At 58.4% G+C, this 22,749-nt stretch carries 21 protein-coding genes and 1 other RNA gene; 18 read left to right on the top strand and 4 right to left on the bottom strand.

Annotated features, from left to right (window positions below):
* Positions 1 to 5 precede the first annotated feature (5 nt).
* Positions 6 to 1,409 (bottom strand): sodium-dependent transporter, encoded by a 1,404-nt coding sequence (locus J2X66_RS11185; RefSeq protein ID WP_310264066.1) that lies wholly within the window; start codon positions 1,407 to 1,409, stop codon positions 6 to 8.
* Positions 1,410 to 1,527: 118 nt separating this feature from the next.
* On the opposite strand from J2X66_RS11185, the gene smpB reads away from it, so the two are divergent.
* A complete protein-coding gene (gene smpB / locus J2X66_RS11190) occupies positions 1,528 to 2,010 on the top strand; it encodes an SsrA-binding protein SmpB (protein WP_027924444.1) in 483 nt (160 codons plus the stop codon).
* 51 nt (positions 2,011 to 2,061) lie between these two features.
* Here the strand turns inward: smpB and J2X66_RS11195 are convergent, their stop codons facing one another.
* Positions 2,062 to 2,829, bottom strand: coding sequence for a GntR family transcriptional regulator (locus tag J2X66_RS11195; RefSeq protein WP_027924443.1), 768 nt, complete (start codon positions 2,827 to 2,829; stop codon positions 2,062 to 2,064).
* Between the two features lie 263 nt (positions 2,830 to 3,092).
* On the opposite strand from J2X66_RS11195, the gene J2X66_RS11200 reads away from it, so the two are divergent.
* From J2X66_RS11200 to J2X66_RS11280, 17 genes are all read left to right on the top strand, one after another.
* Positions 3,093 to 4,787: a lactate permease LctP family transporter gene (locus J2X66_RS11200; protein WP_310264070.1), complete on the top strand. Its 1,695-nt coding sequence runs from the start codon at positions 3,093 to 3,095 to the stop codon at positions 4,785 to 4,787.
* Positions 4,788 to 4,938: 151 nt separating this feature from the next.
* Entirely contained in the window at positions 4,939 to 5,763 is an 825-nt protein-coding gene (locus J2X66_RS11205) for a (Fe-S)-binding protein (protein WP_310264073.1), read from the top strand.
* Entirely contained in the window at positions 5,760 to 7,214 is a 1,455-nt protein-coding gene (locus tag J2X66_RS11210) for a LutB/LldF family L-lactate oxidation iron-sulfur protein (protein WP_310264076.1), read from the top strand. Before J2X66_RS11205 ends, J2X66_RS11210 begins: the two co-directional genes overlap by 4 nt.
* Positions 7,214 to 7,885: a lactate utilization protein gene (locus tag J2X66_RS11215; RefSeq protein ID WP_310264079.1), complete on the top strand. Its 672-nt coding sequence runs from the start codon at positions 7,214 to 7,216 to the stop codon at positions 7,883 to 7,885. The genes J2X66_RS11210 and J2X66_RS11215 overlap by 1 nt, the downstream gene beginning before the upstream one ends.
* Positions 7,882 to 10,692, top strand: coding sequence for an FAD-binding and (Fe-S)-binding domain-containing protein (locus tag J2X66_RS11220; protein WP_310264082.1), 2,811 nt, complete (start codon positions 7,882 to 7,884; stop codon positions 10,690 to 10,692). The genes J2X66_RS11215 and J2X66_RS11220 overlap by 4 nt, the downstream gene beginning before the upstream one ends.
* 197 nt (positions 10,693 to 10,889) lie before the next feature.
* On the top strand, positions 10,890 to 11,165 hold the full coding sequence (locus J2X66_RS11225) for a hypothetical protein (RefSeq protein ID WP_310264084.1): 276 nt from the start codon (positions 10,890 to 10,892) through the stop codon (positions 11,163 to 11,165).
* Positions 11,166 to 11,446: 281 nt separating this feature from the next.
* Positions 11,447 to 11,698, top strand: coding sequence for a hypothetical protein (locus J2X66_RS11230; RefSeq protein WP_310264086.1), 252 nt, complete (start codon positions 11,447 to 11,449; stop codon positions 11,696 to 11,698).
* 114 nt (positions 11,699 to 11,812) lie between these two features.
* Positions 11,813 to 12,210: a transfer-messenger RNA gene (gene ssrA, locus J2X66_RS11235) on the top strand.
* 166 nt (positions 12,211 to 12,376) lie between these two features.
* Complete coding sequence (locus J2X66_RS11240; RefSeq protein WP_310264088.1) at positions 12,377 to 13,588, top strand: phage integrase central domain-containing protein; 1,212 nt, start codon at positions 12,377 to 12,379, stop codon at positions 13,586 to 13,588.
* Between the two features lie 195 nt (positions 13,589 to 13,783).
* Positions 13,784 to 14,503 carry a hypothetical protein gene (locus J2X66_RS11245; protein ID WP_310264091.1) on the top strand — a complete coding sequence of 240 codons (720 nt, stop codon included), beginning with the start codon at positions 13,784 to 13,786 and terminating at the stop codon, positions 14,501 to 14,503.
* Positions 14,504 to 14,697: 194 nt separating this feature from the next.
* The gene (locus tag J2X66_RS11250) at positions 14,698 to 14,889 is read left to right on the top strand and encodes a helix-turn-helix transcriptional regulator (RefSeq protein ID WP_405046768.1); all 192 of its coding nucleotides are present in this window, start codon (positions 14,698 to 14,700) and stop codon (positions 14,887 to 14,889) included.
* Position 14,890: 1 nt separating this feature from the next.
* Positions 14,891 to 15,415, top strand: a complete 525-nt coding sequence (locus J2X66_RS11255) for a Rha family transcriptional regulator (RefSeq protein WP_310264093.1) — start codon at positions 14,891 to 14,893, stop codon at positions 15,413 to 15,415.
* A 299-nt stretch (positions 15,416 to 15,714) separates the two neighbouring features.
* Positions 15,715 to 15,930, top strand: a complete 216-nt coding sequence (locus J2X66_RS11260; RefSeq protein WP_310264095.1) for a hypothetical protein — start codon at positions 15,715 to 15,717, stop codon at positions 15,928 to 15,930.
* Complete coding sequence (locus J2X66_RS11265; RefSeq protein WP_310264098.1) at positions 15,927 to 16,169, top strand: hypothetical protein; 243 nt, start codon at positions 15,927 to 15,929, stop codon at positions 16,167 to 16,169. The genes J2X66_RS11260 and J2X66_RS11265 overlap by 4 nt, the downstream gene beginning before the upstream one ends.
* Positions 16,166 to 16,474 (top strand): hypothetical protein, encoded by a 309-nt coding sequence (locus J2X66_RS11270; RefSeq protein WP_310264100.1) that lies wholly within the window; start codon positions 16,166 to 16,168, stop codon positions 16,472 to 16,474. Before J2X66_RS11265 ends, J2X66_RS11270 begins: the two co-directional genes overlap by 4 nt.
* A gap of 3 nt (positions 16,475 to 16,477) precedes the next feature.
* Positions 16,478 to 17,440, top strand: a complete 963-nt coding sequence (locus J2X66_RS11275) for a toprim domain-containing protein (protein ID WP_310264102.1) — start codon at positions 16,478 to 16,480, stop codon at positions 17,438 to 17,440.
* Positions 17,427 to 19,232, top strand: a complete 1,806-nt coding sequence (locus tag J2X66_RS11280) for a DUF927 domain-containing protein (protein WP_310264105.1) — start codon at positions 17,427 to 17,429, stop codon at positions 19,230 to 19,232. Before J2X66_RS11275 ends, J2X66_RS11280 begins: the two co-directional genes overlap by 14 nt.
* 649 nt (positions 19,233 to 19,881) lie before the next feature.
* Here the strand turns inward: J2X66_RS11280 and J2X66_RS11285 are convergent.
* Both J2X66_RS11285 and J2X66_RS11290 read right to left on the bottom strand, forming a co-directional pair.
* On the bottom strand, positions 19,882 to 19,968 hold the full coding sequence (locus J2X66_RS11285) for a DUF2252 family protein (RefSeq protein WP_310264185.1): 87 nt from the start codon (positions 19,966 to 19,968) through the stop codon (positions 19,882 to 19,884).
* Positions 19,969 to 20,318: 350 nt separating this feature from the next.
* The gene (locus tag J2X66_RS11290) at positions 20,319 to 22,745 is read right to left on the bottom strand and encodes an efflux RND transporter permease subunit (RefSeq protein WP_310264108.1); all 2,427 of its coding nucleotides are present in this window, start codon (positions 22,743 to 22,745) and stop codon (positions 20,319 to 20,321) included.
* Positions 22,746 to 22,749 lie beyond the last annotated feature (4 nt).

The following is a 22,749-nucleotide window of genomic DNA, read 5'->3' on the forward strand; positions in this document are numbered from 1 at the left end:
CAGCGTCACTTCCACAGCTGGGCGGCAAACACTACAAGAATGCCGATGGGCGCCACATAGCGCATCAAGAACAGGGACAGGCCAAACAGTATCGGGCTGCGGATCGACAATTCGTCGCGCACCGCTTCACGCCCCATGATCCAGCCTGCAAACACCACGAAACACAAACCACCGAGTGGCAACATGATCCGCGAGGTGAAGAAGTCGATCACACCAAAGAAGTCCAGGCCGCCGGCCGCGCCCCATTGGTAGAGGTGGAACATCCCGCCCTCGTTCACGAAAAACTTGGCTTGCTTCCAGATATTGAAAGAGAACACGGTGCCCAAACCAACGAACCAACAAGTAAACGCCAGCCAGAACGTGACCCAGGCGCGGCTGATCTTGGTGCGCTCAACCAGATACGCGACCATCGGCTCGAGCAGCGAAATCGCCGAACTCCAGGCAGCAACTGCGACCAGCACGAAGAACACTACGCCCATCAACTGGCCAAACACCACGTTACCAAAGGCAAAAGGCAGGCTGACGAACATCAGGCCAGGGCCTTCGCTCGGGTTCAGGCCCGCGGCGAACACAATCGGAAACAATGCCAGACCGGCCACCAGGGAAACGAACGTATCGAGCAGTGCCACGCCAACCACGGTGCCGGAAATCGACGAGTTCTTCGGCATATAAGCGCCGTAGATCATGATCGACCCAACGCCCACGCTCAGCGAGAAGAATGCATGGCCCATGGCGGGCAGCAAGCCGTCGAGGACTTTTTCCGGGTGGAAGTCGAACATGAAATGCACGCCCTCCATGAAATGCCCGGTGGTCATGCTGTAACCCAGCAGCACGATGATCATCACAAACAGCAGCGGCATCATGATCCGCAAGCTGCGCTCAAGCCCGGCGACCACGCCTTTGGCGATCACTACGGCGGACAGCAGCATGAAAATCGTGTGCCAAAGTGTCAGGCGCCACGGGTCGGCGATCACATTGCCGAAGTACGCGCCGACCTGATCGGCCGTCACCCCCTGGAAGTCACCACGCCCCATGTCGATGATGTAATCCAGCGACCAGCCGCCGACCACACTATAGAAAGACAGGATCAGCAACGCCGTGATCATCCCGGCGAAGGCGCCCCAGGACCACTTGCCTGAATGCCCCGCCTCCAGCGCCAGCACCTTCAAGGCATTGGCCGGACTTTGCCGGGCACGACGGCCGATCAGGGTTTCGGCCAGCATGACCGGCACGCCGATCAGCGCGATACAGGCCAGGAACATCAGCACGAAAGCGCCGCCGCCGTAGACGCCAACCATGTACGGGAATTTCCAGATACTACCCAGGCCCACGGCCGAACCGGTCGCGGCGAGTATGAAGACCCAGCGGCTAGCCCAACTGCCGTGGACAGAAACCTTGTCTGTCGACATCGTTATCACGCCCAAGCGTTCAAAAAAGAGGCCGCATTGTCCGGGATTCAATCAACCTGCTCAAGCACGTAGCGATACCGTAGCCGACTCGCTTGCAACTCCCTATAATGCCGCCCCTATGGCTAAACAGAAGAAACACCCAACAGGGACCATCGCGCAAAACAAAAAGGCGCGACACGATTACTTCATCGAGCATAAGTTCGAGGCTGGTCTGGTCCTGGCCGGCTGGGAAGTAAAAAGTCTGCGGGCAAGCAAGCTGCAACTGGTCGACAGTTACGTGCTGCTCAAGGATGGCGAAGCCTGGCTGCTTGGTAGCCACATCACGCCGTTGATGACGGCCAGCACGCACGTCATCGCTGATCCGACCCGTACCCGAAAATTGCTCCTCAACCGGCGCGAACTGGAAAAGCTGGCGGCCGCGGTGCAGCAAAAAGGCTATGCCTGTGTGTGCCTGTCCTGGTACTGGAGCAAGCACATGGTCAAGTGCGAGATCGCACTAGGCAAGGGCAAGAAGGAATACGACAAACGCGATACCGAACGCGAACGCGACGCCGGTCGTGAACTGGCGCGTGCGGTGCGCAACAAAGGCAAGGAAGATTAACTTCCTACCCTGATCATTCCCGCGCTCTGCGTGGGAATGATCGTTTGCTGACTACATCCCCTTGCGCCGCTCCGCCCGAGCCATGCGCTGCACTTCCTGACGCACCTCTTCCAGCACTTCCTGCACATACAAAATATGGCGACTGGAAACTTCCCGCGCCTGCTCCGCCCGCCCTTCGATAATCGCCATGTACAACTCCCTATGCTGCGTGATCAGCATGTCGCGGGTTTCTGTGCGCTGCTTGTACATGCCACCAATGTTGGTCACCACGTTGCGCTTGAGCAGGTCGAACAACCCACGAATCGTGTGTAGCAACACCGCGTTATGACTGGCTTCCGCGATGGCCAGGTGGAAACTGGCATCCGCCGCACCCTCTTCGGCCCGACTTACATCGTCATGACGCGAATAACAGTCCTGCAGCACCTCAAACGCCGCCGTCAGCCGCTCACGATCGACATCGGTGGCGCGCAAAGCCGCGTAATAAGCGCAGGACGCTTCCAGGGTATGACGAAACTCCAGCAGATCGCGCTGCGCCTCGGGGTTGTTTTCCAGCAGATGCAGCAATGGATCACTGAAGGTCGACCCCAGCGAATCGACGACATAATTGCCACCGCCCTGACGACTGACCAGCAAGCCCTTGGCTGCCAGTTTCTGAATCGCCTCGCGCAACGAAGGGCGTGACACGCCGAACTGCTCGGCCAGTGCACGTTCGGCCGGCAAGCGCTCACCGGACTTCAGCGTGCCTTCAAGGATCATCCCCTCGAGCCGCTCGACAATATCGTCAGACAAACGGCGCTGACGTATCTGATCAAACCCCATAACTCACTTCTCCACGATCCCGACCGCTCGCCGGGCTCTCTATTCTGGCCTATTGGCGCGGCGTCAGCACCTGCCAGGAAGACGCTCGATCAAGCCGGTCAGCGACATTACACACGGCGTATTCGACAAAAGTTTTAGGGCGGCAAATTGACACACCGCACAGAAGGCTTTTACCCTAGCCAACAGCGATTGTAAATTGGTATTACCAATTAACCAAGAACGCTGCCCAGTGCCTGACCAACAACAATTAGGGGCCACCCCATATGCAAACCTGGCAACAGCTCTATACCCCGCTCGGCAGTCTCGGCATCTCCGCCCTCGCGGCCGTCATCCCCATCGTATTTTTCTTCCTGGCGTTGGCGGTGTTCCGCCTCAAAGGCCATGTGGCCGGCAGCATCACCTTGGCGTTGTCGATTGCCGTGGCGATCTTTGCCTTCCAGATGCCGGTTGACATGGCGTTCGCCGCGGCCGGTTATGGCTTCGCCTACGGTCTGTGGCCCATCGCCTGGATCATCGTGGCGGCTGTGTTCCTGTACAAACTGACGGTCAAGAGTGGCCAGTTCGAAGTGATCCGCAGCTCGGTACTGTCGATCACCGACGACCAGCGCTTGCAGGTGCTGCTGATCGGGTTCTGCTTCGGTGCATTCCTCGAAGGCGCTGCCGGTTTCGGTGCACCGGTGGCGATTACCGCCGCCCTGCTCGTCGGTCTGGGCTTCAATCCGCTGTACGCGGCCGGCCTGTGCCTGATCGCCAACACCGCGCCCGTCGCATTCGGTGCCTTGGGGATTCCGATCATCGTGGCCGGGCAAGTGACCGGTATCGACGCATTCAAGATCGGCGCCATGACCGGTCGCCAGCTCCCGCTGCTGTCGCTGTTCGTGCCGTTCTGGCTGGTGTTCATGATGGACGGCATGCGCGGCGTGAAGGAAACCTGGCCTGCCGCGCTGGTGGCCGGTTTGAGCTTCGCCATCACCCAATACTTCACGTCCAACTTCATTGGCCCGGAACTGCCGGACATCACCTCGGCCCTGGTCAGCCTGATTTCCCTGACCCTGTTCCTGAAAGTCTGGCAGCCGAAACGCGCTGCCGGCCAACACATTGCCGGTGCCGTCTCGGCGTCCGTAGTGACCGCCAGCGTCGGTGGTTTCGGTCAGCCGCGCACCACCGTGGCCTCGCCGTACAGCCTCGGTGAAATCTTCAAAGCCTGGTCGCCATTCCTGATCCTCACCGTACTCGTCACCATCTGGACCCTGAAGCCGTTCAAGGCGATGTTCGCGGCCGGCGGTTCGATGTACAGCTGGGTGTTCAACTTCGCCATTCCGCACCTGGATCAAATGGTGATCAAGGTGGCACCGATCGTGGCAGCCCCGACGGCCATCCCGGCAGTGTTCAAGCTCGACCCGATTTCCGCGACCGGCACGGCGATCTTCTTCTCCGCGCTGATCTCGATGCTGGTGCTGAAGATCAATTTCAAAACTGGTCTGACCACTTTGAAAGAGACCTTCTACGAACTGCGCTGGCCGATTCTGTCCATCGGTATGGTGTTGGCGTTTGCCTTCGTCACCAACTACTCCGGCATGTCGTCGACCATGGCGTTGGTGTTGGCAGCGACGGGCGCAGCGTTCCCGTTCTTCTCGCCGTTCCTCGGCTGGCTGGGCGTGTTCCTGACCGGTTCCGACACCTCGTCCAACGCCCTGTTCAGTTCGTTGCAAGCGACCACTGCGCACCAGATCGGTGTCAGCGATGTGTTGCTGGTGGCGGCAAACACCAGCGGCGGCGTGACCGGCAAGATGATCTCGCCACAATCGATCGCCGTGGCCTGCGCCGCGACCGGCCTGGTGGGCAAGGAATCGGATCTGTTCCGCTTCACCCTCAAGCACAGCCTATTCTTTGCAACGATAGTCGGCTTGATCACCCTGGCTCAGGCCTATTGGTTCACCGGCATGCTGGTGCACTAAGTACTACAGGTTAAAACGCAAAAACCGACGCCGGACCACGATTCCGGCGTCAGCAATTCACCACCTGGTCTGCAAGGCTGCTGAAAGCTTCCCGCTTTATATTCAGCAGCCTCAGCGGACGGATAACCGGGACCACCCGGAGACACGCCTGATGAGCGAGCTTTTTTACAACGCTGTGCCGAACGCGACCCGCGTCGCCCCGCCACTGCCCGAGCCTCGGCAATACCCCAGCGAGAAACCGTCACGGGTGTACCTGTTCGGGACTTGCGTAGTGGACTTGTTCTACCCGGAAGCCGGGATGGACGCGATCCACTTGCTGGAACGCGAAGGCATTCGTGTCGAGTACCCGCAAGGGCAAAGCTGCTGCGGACAACCCGCCTACACCTCGGGTTACACCGAGCAGGCCAGGACCGTGGCGCGTTCGCAACTGGCGCTGTTCGCCGGGGATTTTCCGGTGGTGGTGCCGTCGGGATCGTGTGCCGGGATGTTGCGCGAACACTATGCCGACTTGTTCAAGGACGAGCCGGACACGTTGAAGCAAATCCAGGCGCTCGCCGCCCGGACGTACGAACTGGCCGAGTTCCTGCTGTTTGTCTGCAAGGTGCAGCTCAAGGACAGCGGTGAGCCGGTCAAAGTGGCGTTGCACACGTCGTGCTCGGCACGCCGGGAAATGAACACCCACCTGCACGGTCGCGAGTTGTTGGCGCAATTGAGCAACGTGGAGCGGGTCAATCACGACCACGAAAGCGAATGTTGTGGCTTCGGTGGGACGTTCAGCGTCCGTATGCCAGACATTTCCGGCGCGATGGTGGCGGACAAGACCCGGTCGTTGAAGGAATCTGGCGCGCACAAGGTACTCAGTGCCGACTGCGGTTGCCTGATGAACATCAACGGCTCACTGGAGAAACAGCAGGAAGCATTGCGCGGCCAGCACCTGGCCAGTTTCCTCTGGCAGCGAACCGGAGGTGCCCGATGAGCACTTCCACGATTATTCCGACGGTCAGCGTCGACGAAGATTTTCGCGCCCGGGCTCACAAGGCTTTGGACGACAAGCAACTGCGAAACAACTTTCGCACTGCGATGGATTCACTGATGACAAAACGGGCAGCGTCCTTCAGCGATGCCCACGAGAGAGAACATTTGCGATCGCTGGGCAATGCTGTCCGCGCCCGCGCGTTATCCAAGTTGCCCGACTTGCTCGAGCAGCTTGAACAGAACCTGACCCGCAACGGTGTGACAGTGCACTGGGCGGAAACGGTGGACGAGGCCAATGGCATCGTCCTCTCGATCATCCGCGCTCACGAGGGGCGGCAAGTGATCAAGGGCAAATCGATGGTCAGCGAAGAAATGGAAATGAATCATTTCCTCGCTGATCAGGGCATTGAATGCCTGGAATCGGACATGGGCGAGTACATCGTCCAGCTCGACCACGAGAAGCCTTCACACATTATTATGCCGGCGATCCACAAGAATGCCGGCCAGGTCGCGTCCTTGTTCCACGACAAACTTGGCGTGGAATACACCAAGGACGTTGACCAACTCATTCAGATCGGTCGCAGAGTCTTGCGGCAGAAATTCTTCGAAGCGGACATCGGCGTCTCCGGTGTCAACTTCGCCGTGGCCGAAACCGGCACCCTGTTGCTGGTGGAAAACGAAGGCAACGGGCGCATGACCACGTCGGTGCCACCGGTGCACATCGCCGTGACCGGTATCGAAAAAGTCGTGGAAAACCTGCGCGATGTGGTGCCGCTGCTGTCACTGCTGACCCGCTCGGCGCTGGGCATTCCGATCACCACCTACGTCAACATGATCTCCGGGCCGCGCAAGGCGCATGAACTCGACGGTCCTCAGGAAGTGCACCTGGTCTTGCTCGACAACGGTCGCAGCCAGGCATTTGCCGACAGCGAACTGCGCCAGACCCTGAACTGCATCCGCTGCGGCGCCTGTATGAATCATTGCCCGGTCTACACCCGCATCGGCGGCCACGCGTATGGGGAGGTTTACCCTGGGCCTATCGGAAAAATCATCACGCCGCACATGGTCGGCCTGGCGAAAGTCCCGGATCACCCCAGCGCTTCCTCCCTTTGCGGTGCGTGCGGCGAAGTCTGCCCGGTAAAAATCCCGATCCCTGCATTGCTGCGCCGCCTGCGGGAAGAGAACGTCAAAGCCCCGGACAGCCCGCATCAAGTCATGCGCGGCCAAGGCAGCAAGTATTCGCGCAAGGAACGGTTCATCTGGAATGCCTGGGCGAAGCTCAACAGTTCGCCGACGTTGTATCGGCTGTTCGGTTACTTCGCCACACGATTGCGCGCGCTCACGCCGAACAATATCGGCCCGTGGACGCAGAACCACAGCGCCCCCAAACCCGCCGCCCGCTCACTGCACGACATGGCCCGCGAGCATTTGGCCAAACAGGGAGACCGTTGATGAGCGCCAGACAAAACATCCTCGCCAAGTTACGGAAAAGTCTGACCGGCACTACGCCGGTGCCTGACGAGTTCGACGTCGAACTGGTGACAGCGCCTTACACCTACACCGCCGAACAACGCATCCCGCAGCTGCGCAAATTGATGGAAGCGGTGCACACCGAAATCCACCTGACATCGGGCGAAGGCTGGCCTTCGCTGCTGGCCCAGTTGTTGCAGGATCGTCAGTTGCCCAGCCTGTTGATCGCGCCGACTACACCTCACGGGGAACACATCACTCAGCATTGGGCGAAAAATCCGGGGCTGCCAGCGCTCAAAGCCTACGACCGCCCGATTGAAGAATGGAAAGCCGAGTTGTTCAACGAGACTCCGGCCAGCCTCACCGGCACCCTCGGTGCAATCGCGGCCACCGGTAGCCTGATTCTGTGGCCGACGCGGGAAGAACCGCGCTTGATGAGCCTGGTGCCACCGGTGCATTTCGCCCTGCTCAAGGCCAGCGAAATCCGCGACAACTTCTATCAGGTACAGCAGGAATTCAACTGGGGCAAAGGCATGCCGACCAACGCCTTGCTGGTGTCCGGCCCGTCGAAAACCGCCGACATAGAACAGATCCTCGCCTACGGCGCGCACGGTCCGAAAGACCTGGTTGTATTGATCCTGGAGGACCAATGAGTCTACCGGCGGCTTTCCTGAGAGATGCACAGCAACTGATTCCCCAAGCGCGACGTTTCGACGACCCGCTGTCGACATTGGCCTTCGGCACTGACGCCAGTTTCTATCGGCTGATTCCGCAACTGGTAATTCGCGTCGAGTCGGAAGATGAAGTGGTGGCACTGCTCAAACTGGCGCAACGGGATCAGGTCCCGGTGACCTTCCGCGCTGCCGGCACCAGCCTGTCTGGCCAGGCCATCAGCGATTCGGTGCTGCTCGTGTTGGGGGATAACTGGAACGGTCGCGAGATCCGCGGCCAAGGTACGCAAATCCGCCTGCAACCGGGCGTGATCGGCGCACAAGCCAACGCCTGGCTGGCCCCGTTCGGACGCAAGATCGGCCCGGACCCGGCCTCGATCAACGCCTGCAAAATCGGCGGCATCGTCGCCAACAACGCCAGCGGCATGTGTTGCGGCACGGCGCAGAACACGTATCACACGCTGGCCGGCATTCGGCTGGTGCTGGCCGATGGCAGTCGCCTCGATACCGAAGACGCGGCCAGCGTGGCAGCGTTTCGACAAAGCCATGCCTCGCTGCTTGAACGTCTGGCCACGTTGGGCCGCGAGACGCGCGCCAATGCCGAACTGGCGGCAAGAATCCGCCACAAATACCGCCTGAAAAATACCACCGGACTGTCACTCAATGCCTTGGTGGATTTCGACGAGCCTGTGGATATCTTGAGCCACTTGCTGGTGGGCTCCGAAGGAACCCTCGGCTTTATCAGCGCGGTGACTTACGACACGGTGATCGATCACCCGAACAAAGCCTCGGCGCTGATCGTGTTCCCGGACGTGGAAACCTGCTGCAACGCCGTGACCGTGCTGAAAAGCCAACCGGTGTCGGCCGTGGAACTGCTGGACCGTCGCAGCCTGCGCTCAGTGCAGAACAAACCCGGCATGCCCGCTTTCGTACAACAGTTGTCGAACAACGCTTGCGCACTGCTGATCGAATCCCGCGCCGCATCATCCACTTTACTGCAAGAACAACTGACGCAGATCATGGCGTCGCTGACCTCGTTCCCGGTGGAAAAACAGGTCGACTTCACCGAAGACCCGGTGGAAAACGCTCGCCTCTGGGCGATCCGCAAAGACACCTTCCCCGCCGTCGGCGCCGTGCGCAAAACCGGCACCACGGTGATCATCGAAGACGTGACCTTCCCGGTGGAACAACTGGCCATCGGCGTCAATCGCCTGATCGAGTTGTTCGACAAACATCACTACGACGAAGCGATCCTTTTCGGACACGCACTGGAAGGCAATCTGCACTTCGTCTTCACCCAAGGCTTCAACAACCCGGAAGAAGTCGCACGCTATCAAGCGTTCATGGACGACGTGGCGCAGTTAGTGGCGGTTGAATTCGGCGGTTCGCTGAAGGCTGAACACGGCACCGGGCGCAACATGGCGCCGTTCGTCGAGCTGGAATGGGGCAGCGATGCCTATCAGTTGATGTGGCAACTCAAACGCCTGCTCGACCCCAACGGCATTCTCAACCCGGACGTGGTGCTCAGCGAAGATCCGCAGATCCACCTCAAGCACCTGAAACCGTTGCCGGCCGCCGATGAGATTGTGGATAAATGCATCGAGTGCGGTTTCTGCGAACCGGTGTGCCCGTCGAAAGGCCTGACCCTGAGCCCGCGCCAGCGCATCGTGATCTGGCGGGATATTCAGGCGAAAAAACGTGCAGGCGTCGACACCACCGAACTCGAAGCCGCTTACGAATATCAAGGCATCGACACCTGCGCGGCCACCGGTCTTTGCGCGCAACGCTGCCCTGTTGGCATCAATACCGGCGAGCTGGTGAAAAAACTCCGCAGCCGCAACGCAACGCGTACGAAAACCGCCAACTGGCTGGAAGGTAATTTCGCCACGGCACTGCAAGGTGCGCGTTTCACCCTGCACGTTGCCAATGGCGCACGGATGCTGCTGGGAGCGCCACGCCTGGCGAAGCTGTCGGCGACGCTGACGAAGCTGTCCAAAGGGCAGGTCCCGCAGTGGACCAACGCCATGCCGCAGCCGGAAAAAGCCATTCGCTTCAGCCCGACCGTGTCGGACGAACGCCCTCGGGTGGTGTACCTGGCAGCATGCGTGTCACGGGTCATGGGCCCGGCAGCGGGTGATAAAGAGCAGATGTCGCTGTACGACAAAACCCGTGGGCTGCTGGAAAAGGCCGGTTACCAAGTGGTCTTCCCGGACAATCAGGACAACCTCTGCTGTGGTCAGCCATTCGCCTCCAAGGGTTACGCCGAACAGGCCGAACACAAACGCCAGGAACTGATCGGCGCCCTGCTGCACGCCAGTCGTGGCGGGCTCGATCCGATTTACTGCGACACCAGTCCGTGCACGTTGCGCCTGGTTCAGGACCTGGGCGAAGTTCGACTGGACCTGTACGACCCGGTGCGTTTCATCCGTACGCATTTGATGGACCGCCTGGATTTCACACCGCAGGAAGCACCGATTGCGGTACACGTCACGTGCAGCACCCAGCACCTGGGCGAAAGTCAGGCGTTGATTGATCTGGCGCGCAAGTGCAGTAAAACCGTGGTCGTTCCTGAAGGGATTCACTGTTGCGGGTTTGCCGGTGACAAGGGTTTCACCACGCCGGAATTGAATGCTCATTCGTTAAGAACGCTCAAGGACGCGGTGCAGCATTGCAGCGAGGGGATCTCGACCAGTCGAACCTGTGAGATCGGGCTGACTCAACATGGCGGCATTGATTACCACGGGCTAGTCTATCTGGTGGACCGCGTTACCCAGGCTAGGGCGACCTGAGCAGGACCTCAAGGAAGGCGCATTCAGGCGTCTTTTTGAGTACTTCTTGCCAGAATCGACAGCAGTACCGCAAAAGTTTAGAACCCTGATGTGCCGCCGCAGTCCACTGATCAAGTCCTGCAAACGTGGGACCCTCCCAACACTCGGCAGCCCGTCCTGATGGTCAGAATGACTGACCTCAGTTCAAGGAGATACACATGAAACGTTCTGTACTGTTTGGTCTGTTCGTTACTGCCTCACTGCTGGCTTCCCCATCGTTTGCCGCCGAAAAAGATCAATGCGCGGTCAATCTGCAAACCATCAAAGACGCCGAAGCACAGATTCCTCAGGAAATGTCTGACCAGGTAGCGGACTCCGTCAAGCAAGCCCAAGCGGATCATGCAAAAGGCACCAAGGAAGGTACTGACGATTGCATCGCCGAGACCAACGACACCATCAAGATGATCAAGGACGCGAACAAAGGCGGGAAGTAACCCGGCTCTGGGCCGACCTTCGGGTTGACATACTGGCTCTAACCGATACACATCCAAAACCCGCCAATTGCGGGTTTTGGTGCATTTAGGGTTTGGTAATCCCTGTTAGTGCCATTGCTTCCATCAATCAATTTTTTCATCGCTTTTTTTTTGCACAAACCGAATTCCTGTGCCGCGCCGTAGTCTTTTGAATAAGCCCATCAATCGTGGCTGATTTTCAGACTCGGCCGAGCCGCCCGCCCAAACGGCAGCACCGAGACCATCTGTTGGAGGAGATACTCATGAAACGTACCGCACTCGCTGGTCTGTTCATATCCGCTGCAATGTTGGCCTCTCCGGTATTTGCTGCGGACAACAACCTGTGTACGAGCAAGCTGCAAGAGCTGGAAGCCAAAGTGAATTCGCTGCCAGCGACCGCCACCAATGCGCCGGAGATCAAAAGACTGTTGGCCAGCGCCAAAGCTTCACAAGCCGCCAAAGATGACAAAAAATGCGCCACCGAGGCCAGTCAGGCATTGGCGATGGCCAATTGAACGACGAACCAATCCATGATCAATCGAAGCCCACCTTGCGGGTGGCCTTCTGAAGCATGTTGGCGTACACTGCACAGGCCTGTTGCTCACTTTGATTCACCGAGCAACAGGCACGGGGCCGTTTAGGATTCGACGCCGGTCGCGAAACTTTAGGTGCATGCCGAGTTGGTAACAGAACTCGTAAATCCACTGTTGCAACTACTTATAGTTGCCAATGACGAAACCTACGGCCAGGAATTCTCTCTCGCTGCGTAAGCAGCTTTAGATCCTGAGCTTCTGGTACCTTCGGGTCCAGCAATCACCAGGGGATGTCTGTAAACCCAAAGTGATTGTCATATAGAACAGAATCGCCGTGCAGTACGTTGTGGACGAAGCGGCTAAAACTTACACAACTCGCCCAAAGCACCCTGCCCTTCGGGTCGCTGAGGGTTAACTTAATAGAAACGGCTACGCATGTAGTACCGACAGCGGAGTACTGGCGGACGGGGGTTCAAATCCCCCCGGCTCCACCAAATAGCAATTTAGACCTGTCTCAGACAGTCTACGAAACACCCCAAGAAGCCCGCCCCGCGCGGGCTTTCTTGTTTCTGGCTGTACCTCCTAACCTACCCCTATAAACATTGCCCGTGTATCCTGCCGTGTACCTTTTAAAATAATTGAAACTAGGGGATACACGCATTGAAGCGTAGCGAGATCAAGCGCCGCCCGTTGGCTGATACGGTCATTTCTACCCTCGAACCTGAGGTAAAGGAGTATCGCGAAAATGACGGAGATAGCTTGTACCTGCGCGTACGACCAGACGGAAATAAGTCGTGGCAATTGCGCTACAAAAAAGCTGATGGGAAATGGTCTTGGTTGGGGCTGGGAAGCTATCCAGGTATAAGCGGCGCAATGGCCCGTAAGAAAGCGGCCGAACTGCGAGCAGACGCTGCACAGGGCAGTAACCCACTTGCAACCAAGCGTGCAAGAAAAGCGGCCGAGGACGAAGCTGCCAGTCATACTTTTGAGTCGCTAGCCCGGGAGTGGTACGCGGCCAAACGCAAGAGCTGGAGCGATGGCACCGCAGTACGAACCATTGGAGCCTTGGAGCTTCACGTGTTCCCAGTCTTTGGAAAACGCATCTATCGTGAAATCCTGCCAATGGAATGGATGGAGTTTTTACGGGCCATGGAGCAGAAAGGAATCATTGAACAGACCAGCCGCGTCCGTGGTATGTGCCGTGAGATCTACGACCTGGCACGCGTTACTGGTCGTGCAACGCATAATCCGCTGGAGGGGCTGCACAAATTTCTCCAGACCAAGTCTGCTGAAAACTATGCCCATGTATCCCCAGAGGAGTTACCGCCACTCCTTAGGGCCATCCGTGCATACCCAAGTGCCACTGATATTCGTATCGGCCTTCACCTTCTGTCCATGCTCGCTTGCCGTCCTTCTGAACTACGCGAAGCGCGTTGGTCAGAGTTCGATCTGGACAAATCACTATGGTCGATCCCTGCTGAACGCATGAAACGTCGGCGTGAACATCTGGTGCCGCTGCCAACCCAAGCTGTCGAATTGCTGCGCAATTTGCAGACGCTGACAGGAGCCTATCCGATGTTATTCCCGGGCCGGAGCGATACAACCAAAGCCCGCTCGAATACGGTGTTCTTAATGGCATTACGTCGACTCGGATATGAAGGTCGCCAAACGGGGCACGGTTTCCGTCACATTGCATCGACAATTTTGAACGAGCACGGGTTTGAGGAAAACCACATTGAAGCCCAACTTTCCCATGTGAAAGAAGGGATAGCGGGTGTCTACAACAAAGCCGTCTACCTTCCTCAGCGGACAACCATGATGCAATGGTATGCGAACCATCTCGACAGCATGGCTGCTGGCACGGTCAGCTAGTTTGACCTCGACAAGCGTGCACACTCTGAACTTTCTAACCCACATAGACAGATATAGACTGAGAGCTATTACTGTTCGGATAGCCAGTATTCTGGCATTCAAACATTCTCGAGCAGCCTAGCCTTGCAGAGCGAAAAGCGGAAACCCATCCGCCTGGCTGGCCGATCATGAATTGGGTGCAATGGGCGCGACCAAATGAGTGATTTACCAAGCCAGGTTAAGGCGATCAGCTTTTATGCGCAGGAATATATCAACGACGTTGATCGTCTCGTTGAACGGTTCCCGGTCTTCGAAACACCTGCCTTGGCGGAAGTGGCGAAAACCATGAAGCTCACGCTGATAGAAACGTCACGAATGACCTTATCTCTTGTCCAGCTAGCTTTAGCCTCTGACGAGTCTAGAACGGCAATTCAAGAGGAGCTTGATCGCGGGGCCTTCATAATCAGCTCTCTTCGAGAGCAGATTCTTTTTCTAATGACAGCTTCGGCCGGCATTAACAAACAGCTCGACGAAGCTGGCAACGCGGTGGCCCTCAAAGCTGAACTTAATCTAGAGCGCATTTACCGGCAGGATGCCGAGAGAAGAGCGGAGATGGCAGAGACCACGCTCGACAACCTAATCCAAAACTTGGAAAGAGTCGCTGCCGGATCAAATCACAAAAAAACAGACAATCAACCCCCGCAATTGACAGGCCTAACATTCCCATACGCAACAAAAGAACTGCAAGCAATGCACAAAGCTGCTTTGAAATACTGGGCGGAATACACACCAGACAAACGCCAGCCGACGCAAATCGAAGTGCAACTAGAGCTCTGCGAGTTGCTCGGGCTTGTCGTTGGCAATGACGCTACACCGCCACGCAAGACCATTGCACTTGCTGGCGCCATCAAGCCAGACGTGCCTCTCAACGTCTAACGCGAGTCGGTGACAGAAGAATTGACAGTATGTCATGCCATTATGTCACCCCTATCTGACATGGCCCTGCGCCAATCAACCTACTTCCCGTCTATATCAATAACGGGAAACAAATTGTGCATACCATTCACTCGCTTCAACAAACCTCTTTAGCCACTGGGCAAAACTTCGACCCGGCGATAACCTTGATTCGAATGCCGGATCTGGAAGCCATTACAGGTCTTGCCCGCCCTACGATCTACAAACGCCTCAAAGACGATCCAACCTTTCCTCGCCCTGTGCCACTGAGCAATAGCAAATCGCGTGGTTCTCCCGTCGGTTTCGTGCTGGCCGAGGTACAGGTTTGGGTTCGCCAGCGTATCGCCCTGCGCAATGAGGCTTCGTAACATGAAACAAAGCACGATCCTCGTAGATAAATACGAAGACTCACAAGTTAATGTTACCGCCACCCCACTGGCTCAATATCAAGGCGAGCTCCGTGTGGATAGTCGCGTGCTGGCCGAGCAGCTGGGTACGAAGCACAAAAGCAGCATTGAGCTGATCGACAAATACGCCGACAAGATCCGTCGTTTTGGCCATCTTCCGTTTCAAACCGAAGTTGGTAAGCGCGTGCAGGGTGGCGGCAAAGCCGAACGCTTCGCCCTGCTGAACGAGGATCAAGCTTTCTTCCTCCTGGCGCTGTCTCGCAACACTGATCGCGTAGTAGCGTTGAAGTCGAGTCTGGTCATGGCGTTTCGCGAAGCACGTTATGGCATGGCCTGCCAAACACTGCAGGCTCGCATACGGGAAGCAAGTCAGAGCGGTCGCCGGCTGGCTCACTGGCGCTATGAAAAGCCGGGGGCCTATCAACATGTCGCGCACTTGCGGGAGCAACTGCAGCTCACCCTTGGCCTGGAGGATGTGCGCCCATGACTACCCCACAGCCATTTCTTCCCCTTGCGATGCACCCCCATAAGCGTTATGGTTTGCCCGTCGTTGCAAAATCAATGACCGACCTTGGCGGGTCGATGAGCAAAAGGCGCAACAGCGCCCCCATTTCGATTGCAGGCGCTTTTTTTGTGCCCGCACTCTCGTGTTATGGCGGGTTGCGCAGGAGCACCTTCGGGTGCGTCGGGTTCCTTTTGCCCCGATCCGCCAATCCTGTGCAACTCGCCACCCTTCTCTGCTTGGCGGCAGGCCGCGGTGGCTCCTCAGCAAAAGGAGCTACACCTATGCAGCACATCCACTCCCTCAATCCATCCAGCAACAGCCTGGCCATCGCCATCGCCATCATCGGCGCCGAGCTGATCGTCTATCGCGTCAATCGCTTGCCTGAGCAACGTGCTCACCTTCTTGGCTTGGTGCAAATGGCCGATACCCTCGGCGTACTGAGCAGCACCGACCGCGCCACACTCGCCATATCCCTGACCGACGGGATGGCGCAATGAACAACCTCCGCCAAATCACCGACGAAGCGCTCGACCTGATTGATGCCACCACCGATCACATCGGCTGGCTGACCGCCCTGATGACGGCCATTCGTGCCGACGCGAAACACAACAAGGGCCGCGACCTCGAAAAGCTGACCGGTTTGGGCCATTACCTGAGCATCGATTGGGACCACTATCTGGACGGGCAATCCAAGCGCCTGCGCGGTCAGCTTGATGTGATGGAGGCGTCCCTATGAACACCTTCAACTGCCTGCCTGATACACCGATTGTCGACCTGAACAGCGATCAACGCCGCACGCTGATTGACCTCATTACAGTCGAGCGCAGTCACGCGTCCCACTGGTGGTCGATGCTCAACGAAATGCGCTGCCGTGGGGAGTTGCCGCATTGGGTGAAAGAGCAAGCCGTCGGGTCGGCACCGGATCATGACCGTTGGTTAACTGATTGCTACTCCACCAACAAAGCGTTGTTCGGGCGCACCTCTGTGCGCGGTGAAGCCAGCCAGCAGATGTTTCGCTGCCACCCTGATCTGAGGGGCTAAATCATGACGAATTTTCAACACTGCCAAACGGCGGTGACGCCCTCGGCTTGCCTGAAGAAAGTCAACCAGCCATCTAGCGTCCCTCCTCACAAGGCCGCGCCGGTCCTGTTTCGCGACACCCTTCAGTCTGTTTATGGCTCACTCGATTGGCTACCGGAGCCAGATGGTCTGATTCATCGCTTTCACGTTCCCGGCGATAGACAAGGCAGCGAAAACGGCTGGTATGTCTTGTACCTGGACGGGATTATTTCGGGCGCGTTTGGCAACTGGAAATCTGGTGCTACTCACACTTGGTGCAGCCGTGAACCTGCCAATCCGCGCGAAGCCGAGCAAGTGCGCCAGCACATCGAGCAGGCCAAACGCCAACGCGAAGCCGAACAGCAACAACGCCAACTCAAGGCAGCGATTCGGGCTCAGCGTTGGTGGCGCGATGCGCGACGTGCTGATCCGGCCCACCCGTACCTGATCACCAAGGGCGTCCGTCCGCATGGCTTACGCCAGAGTGGTGACGCCTTGCTGGTGCCGCTGTATGTGGCTGGCGAGTTGGTGAACCTGCAGCGCATTGCCACGGACGGCAGCAAACGCTTTTTGGCAGGTGGCCGGATCAAGGGCAGCTATTCGCCTTTAGGCGTCATCGTCCCGGGCCAGCCGCTGTGCATCTGTGAGGGCTGGGCCACTGGGGCCACGCTGCACCAACATGGCTACGCCGTGGCTTGCGCCATGAACAGTGGCAACCTCAAGCCCGCTGCTCTGGCGTTGCGCACCCGCTACCCAGAGCAGCCCATCCTCATCGCTGGCGACGACGACCGGCTCACCGACGGCAACCCCGGGCGCACGGCTGCCAATGCCGCCGCCGCGCTCGTGGGTGGCCAAGTGGCGTTCCCAGAATGGCCAGCAGACGCCCCCGTCGACCTCACCGACTTCAACGACCTCGCCAATTGGAAACGCGCCCATGTCCCTGCCTGACAGTAACGTGATCAGCCTTCGGCCTGATGCGCCGACCATTGCACCTGAGCGCCCGTGCTGGGCCGTGTACGAGCAGTGGGTGACCAATGAGAAGGGCCGCAAGTTGCGCCCCGGCGTGTACCGCCACGGCTTTAAACGCGCAGCGGGCCAAGATGAGGACGACACCGACAGCGACACCAACGACCGCCCGATCATTGATGAATGGATCGCCAGCCCGGTGACCGTAACAGCGCGGACCACTAACAGCGATGACGGCAGCGAGGGGCGTTTGCTGCGCCTGTTCACTGACAGCGGCATCAAGGAATGGATCATCCCCATGGAGGTGTTCGGTGGCAGTGGCGAGGATGCCCGCCGCCAGCTGTTCGGCATGGGCGTCATCATTGCGTTAAAAAAGCGTGGCGCCTTTATGGAGTACCTGCTGGAGCAACGCCCGGAAGAAGTCTTTGCCACCACCAGTCGTCCGGGTTGGCACGAGTCGGGCGCTTTTGTTTTGCCGGGGCGCACCCTCGGCAGCGACAAGGTGCGTTATCAGGCCAGCAGCAAAGGCCAGAACCTGTTCAGCGCGCGTGGCGAGCTGGCACTCTGGCAAAGCGAAGTCGCCGCCAAGTGCGCGGGCAATCCGGTGCTGACGTTGGCCATCGGTTGCGCGCTGGCCGGGCCATTGCTGAGTCTGGTCGGCGTGCTCGGCGGCGGTGTGCACCTGGTAGGCGACAGCTCCAGCGGCAAGTCCTTGGCGCAGTTGATTGGCTCATCGGTGTGGGGTAACCCCGGTGTGTTCGCCGCCAGTTGGGACATGACCAAGGGCGGCTTGGAGATCGAGGCGGCCGGGCGCAATGACACCCTGTTGCCGCTGGACGAAATCAAACGCGCCGATCCCAAGCGCGTGCAGGAAATGGCCTACTCGCTGGCCAACGGTCAAGGCAAAGGCACCATGACCCGCGAGCGTGAAGGTCGGACCAAACTGAGCTGGCGCCTGCTCACCCTGTCCAGTGGTGAACGCTCCTTGTCCGAGCACGCCGCCATTTCCGGCAATGCCGCCCACGCGGGTGCTGAACTGCGCATGGTCGACGTGAATGCCGGTACCCGCGCCCATCGCGCCTTCGACGAGTTGCACGGTCTGGAGGGGGCCGACTTTCACCGGCTGCTCACTGTGGCCGTGGGTGCCCACCATGGCCATCTGGGGTCGGCCTTCGTCGAGCAGTTGCTCGCCAGCGATGACCGTCCCGGCCTGTTGGAGCACTTCGCCAACGTGCGCGCCAAGTTCGTCGAGGACAACGCCCAGGCCGGCCGGGTGGCCGACCGCTTCGCCGTGATTGCCCTGGCCGGGGAAATGGCCATCGCCTATGGCCTGTTGCCATGGGCACCGGGCAGTGCCCTGACCGACTGCCAGTTGCTGTATGGCGAGTGGCTGGCGCGGGTCGGCAGCGGCAATGCCGAAGACCGGCAGATCCTCGCCGGCATCCTCGACTTTATCGACAAACACGGCAGCAGCCGCTTCTCCGATGTGGACGACCACACACCCGACTCCAAGGTGTTCAACCGAGCCGGGTATTGGGAGGTATCCCTGGGTAAACGTCTGTACCTGTTCAACAAGTCAGCGCTGGTCGAAGCAGCCAACGGTTATGGCCTCAGCCGTGTGGTCAAGGCGCTGGATGGCGTCGGTGCTTTCGCCAAGCGCGACACCGACCGAGACAGTCGCAAGACCAAAAAATATCGCCTGCCCGGTGGCGGATCAGCGCGCCTGTATGTCGTCGACGCCGAAGCCATGGACCTGGAGGCCGCCCATGTATGACCACTCAACCTCAATGGCCGACTTCACAGGAACCTAGTTTTGTGGGGAACAGTGGGAACAGCCAATGTTTCCGGGGCTTTGGGGCGTTCCCCCTTATAGAGATGTTGGGGAACAGGGGGAACACACACCTGTTTTTCTATAAACGACCGTGCTTCTACCCAGCGATCTGGCGGGAGGTGCTCGGCACATAAGGCATGGCCAGCCGCCGATCTACCTCACCTAATTATTTTTTGGAGAACCACCCATGACGAACAACATTCAAGCCACGAAACCCAACAACGCCAAATTGCTGAAGGAGCTGGAGAGCAAGAAAGCCGAGTGAGAGCGGGAAGTTAACGTGCTCAAGGCATAGAGCGAGCCGTTGCGGGAGACACTCGATGGCATACCGTAATGCCTTGACGACTGCACTCAAGCACGGTGGAGCCGCGAGTGCTTCACAGGTGAAACCGGCCGAAGAGAAAGTGGATCCCTACCGCACATGAGCGCAATGGGCGGCGCAGGTACTGACCACGCATTACCTTTCCCGAGTGTATGCACTGGTTCGCCAAATCAGCGAGAAGGACGTCGAGACGGCTCAAAGGGAGGTTTTCGAAAGTTCGGTGATGGATGATGTGGTGGCCGTGGAACGGCAATCCCGCAGGCTTGCACCTCAAATACCAGTGGTTGGGGTTGTGGCCAAGTCATGCGCCATCAAGCCCGCAGAGCCGCGTAAAAATGTGAAGGGGCGACGCAGCATATTCCCGTAGCGCACAGGTACCAGTTTGGGTAAGCGGTAGCCTCCGCCAGCAGTTCAATGGGGCCACGATGTTTACGCGGCGGTTTCCACAAGGCGAGTAACGAATGCGGCAAGCTCTCTCTCAATCGCTCACCCGCGCTCATACGCTCCTTACGCGAGCGAAAAACGGGTTTATCCATTGTGGCGATGAGTTTGTTAACTGTTACGTTGGCTGACTTTTTCTTACGGGGCGACATACCCACTTCTTTGCAGCAGCAAAGGGGCAGATGCCCAAGCGTATCGATACAAGCGTAGCCCCCTGACCCCACCCAAAAAAGACGGCCCGAAGGCCGCCAAAGTACTGCATGGAGTTAGTTTGCGGCTGGCTGCTCAGGATGCTTGCCGGCGGGCACCTGCGGTAGCAGCCATGCCGCCAGTGCCGGTAGCAACAGGATGGCGCCCCAAACGTTGACCAGGAACATGAACGCCAACAGCACGCCCATGTCGGCCTGGAACTTGAGGGTGGAAAACACCCATGTGGACACGGACACCGTCATTGTCATGGCGGTGAACAACGAGGCAGTGCCACGCTGCTTCAGCGCTTCGACAAACGCCTGACGCAGGTCCGAATGACGTGAATGCATTTCGTGCTTGATCCGCTCGAACAAGTAAATGCCGTAATCCACGCCGACCCCGACGCCCAGGGCCACCACCGGTAGCGTGTTGACCTTGAGACCGATACCCAGCCATGCCATCAACCCGTTGCACAGCACCGTGACCAGCGCCAGCGGAAGGATGATGCACAGGGTGATACGCAGCGAGCGAAAGCTCAGCAGGCAGAGTAAGGTCACCGAGCCGAAAAGCGCGAGATTCACCCACTTGTCCGCCGCCTCGACCGCCTCATTGGTCGCGGCCATTACCCCGACATTGCCACTGGCCAGTTGAAAACGAAGGTCATCGCCGTCGTGGGTTACCTTGAACGCCTTAATCCGTTCGATGATGTTGCTGATAGTCGAGGCCTGGTGATCTTCGGTGTACAGCGAGATCGGCATGGCACTGCAGGTGGAGTTCATCAGTTCATTGCCAAGGCGTGTGGCGAAACCCACGCCTTGGGCAATTTGCGCCTGCTCCTCGGGAATGGTGCGCCATTTGATGAAGGTTTCCGCGTAGCCCTGGGTGATCTGCCCGACATAGCCCGCCAGCCCTCGCACCGTACCGACGCCCGGGGTCTGCTTCATCTCGAATTCGAAATCTTCGACTTTGCCCAGAATGTTGCGATCAACACAGGGTGACTCGTTGCCCTTTGCCTCAACCACCACCTGCAACAGATCAACGCCGATGGCGAAGTTACGGGTGACCATCGCCACGTCCTGGTTATAACGCGAATCGGCACGCAGCTCCGGGACACCCTGCCCCGTGTCTCCCACCTTCAACTTTCCCGCCTGCCACATGCCGACACCGAGCAGAACCACCGCAATCAGGATGACCGGCACACTGCCCTTTCGGGTTGCCAATCCCCCCAGGTGCTCCCACAGCCAGTCCCCAGAGGTTTCCTTGCCCCGCAGGCGCTCGGCATCCCTGGCCGAAATACGCATGTAAGACAGCAGGATCGGCAACAGCAGTTTGTTGGTGAGGATCATCAGGCTGACCCCCAACGTCGCGGTGATGGCCAGTTCCCGCACCATCTCGATCTGCACGAAGGCGATTACCAGGAACCCCAGTGCATTGGCCAGCAGCGCCATGGCACCTGGAATGAAGAGTTTCTGGAAGCAATTGCGCGAAGCGGTGATGCTGTCGTGACCGCGCAATACCTCCAGTTTCCAGGCGTTGGTCATCTGCACCGCATGGGAGACACCAATGGAGAAAATCAGGAACGGCACCAAAATCGACATGGGGTCGAGTGCCAACCCCAACAGCGGCAGCAGACCCAGTAGCCATACCACCGGGACCATGGCGCAAACCAATGCCCAGGACGTCAGCATCAGCGAGCCGCAATACCAATAAAGCAACAGTGCGGTGATCACGAAGGCCACGGCGAAGAACAGCAGCACCCCGGCGGCACCGTCCGCGATATCCCCGGTCGACTTGGCGAAGCCAATGATGTGCACACTGACGCCATCTTTTTCGTGCTTGGCGCGAATCGCCTCGAGGGACTGGCTGACCGCTTGCAGATCCAGGCGCAAGCCGGTCTCCGGGTCCACTTCCTGCAAGTTCGCCACCACCATGGCGGCGCTCAAGTCATTGGAGACGATACGGCCGACCCAATCGGACTTCAGCACATTTTCGCGCACCGCCTTCAGTTGCTCTGGAGTACCGGAGAAGTCGGCCGCAACAATGTTGCCGCCCCTGAAGCCGTCTTCTACCACCTCGTTGTAGCGCACATTGGAGGTGAACAACGAAGTGACCGAACTACGCTCGACGCCCTTGATGTAGAAAACTTCCTCGGTGACCTGATGCAAGCTCTCCATGAATCCGGGGTCGAAGATCTCGCCCTTTTCGTTCTTCAACGCCAGCAATACTTTGTTGGCGCCGCCGAAAACCGACTGATACTTGAGAAAGGACTGCATGTACTCATGCTGCAGCGGGATCATCTTGGAAAAGCCCGCCTCCACACGCAGTCGTGTGGCGGTGAAGGTAAACAGCAGCGTCAATAGAATGAAAAAAATCAGAAGCGGGCGACGCAAGTGAAAAATCCACCAGGACACCCGACCGACCAGACTACGGGAGAAGTGGTGGCGATCGAGCACCTGAACGTCGCCCACAAGCTCGAGCCCCTGATTGTCGTGGTACTTACTCATAGAA

Source organism: Pseudomonas sp. 3296 (genome assembly GCF_031456615.1).
Classification (GTDB): domain Bacteria; phylum Pseudomonadota; class Gammaproteobacteria; order Pseudomonadales; family Pseudomonadaceae; genus Aquipseudomonas; species Aquipseudomonas mucoides.